Annotated in this window: 1 protein-coding gene; it reads left to right on the top strand. The window is 52.9% G+C overall.

The features are described from left to right. Nucleotides 1–296: 296 nt before the first annotated feature. The coding region (gene ltrA / locus L6H65_RS26365) for a group II intron reverse transcriptase/maturase (protein WP_236347740.1) at nucleotides 297–1,362 on the top strand (1,066 nt) is incomplete at its 3' end.

Below are 1,362 nucleotides of genomic sequence, written 5' to 3'. Positions count from 1 at the left end.
AGAATGCGCGGCAGTTTCAGTAACGGATGCTATAAGGAAACCCCGAAATGCATACCGGACGCATGGCGAGAAGTCGGAGAGCTGCGTAATACTTCAGAACGGACGAACAACAGAAACGTCCAGATCAGCCGCCAGTGTGTGGCTGGCCTTTGCTCACTCAAAAGGTGACGCAGAAGGGGGAAGGCGGCTCGCTTTATGGAGACCGGAACTGGAATGAGTTTCGCGAGTAGGCGGCAAGGAACGGAAAGTTCCCTATGTGAAAGACCCAGAACTTGCAGGCGGAGGACACGAAACACATGAAAGCAGAAGGCACAGAACGAAAAGTTCATTCGTTAATTGACAAGGTGTATCACCGAACAAACTTGGAAATGGCATGGGAATCAGTGAGAGCAAACGGAGGAAGCGGAGGCATCGACAGGGTCTCCATCCCGGCATTCCAAGCGGCAGCCGAGGCTGAACTGGAACGATTGCACGAAGAACTGAAGCAGGGCACGTACCGACCCATGCCGGTGAGACGAACACACATCCCTAAGAAGGGAAAGCCCAAGGAGAAACGTCCGCTGGGCATACCGACTATACGGGACAGGGTGTGCCAACAGGCATTGAAAAACAGGTTGGAACCGATCTTCGAACCCCTGTTCAGCGAATGCAGTTTCGGGTATCGGCCGGGCCGCTCGACCCATCAAGCGATGAGGAAAATCTATCGCGAACTGATGGACGGATGCGAATGGGTTGTGGACGCGGACTTGCGGGACTTCTTCGGGACGGTGCATCATGAGCCGCTCATTGACATGATCGCCGAGCAAGTCAGCGACGGGAGAATTCTAAATCTGGTCAGACAAATGCTTGAAGCTGGGTATATGGAAGGCGGAAAGAAATACGAAACGCCCAGCGGCACACCGCAAGGCAGCGTAGCGAGTCCGCTGTTTAGTAACATTTACTTGAACCGATTCGATCATGAGATGATGGACAAAGGATATCGCCTGACGCGTTTTGCCGACGATTGGGTGGTTCTCTGCAAATCGCAGGTGGAAGCCGCGAAGGCGCTAAGAGACGCTAGAACGATACTGGAATCGCTTGGATTGACGCTGCACCCGGAGAAAACAAGGATCACCCATATTAAGTGGGGATTCGAGTTCTTGGGGTATAAGCTGAAGCGAGGAAAGGGATTGACGCTGCCGCGGGAAAAGGTGAAAAAGCAACCAAAGATGAACATCTATGCCTTCCCCAAGGACAAGTCGATCCAATCGTTCAGGGACACCATCCGAGCCCGGACACACAGACGCATCCCGCTAACCGTCTTTGAACTCATCGATTCCATCAACCCTGTCATACGGGGATGGGGCAACTATTTCCGTAAAG

It is taken from the genome of Paenibacillus plantiphilus, from assembly GCF_927798095.1.
GTDB classification, from domain to species: Bacteria; Bacillota; Bacilli; order Paenibacillales; family Paenibacillaceae; genus Paenibacillus_Z; species Paenibacillus_Z plantiphilus.
This window is presented reverse-complemented; position numbering and strand designations above follow the sequence as displayed.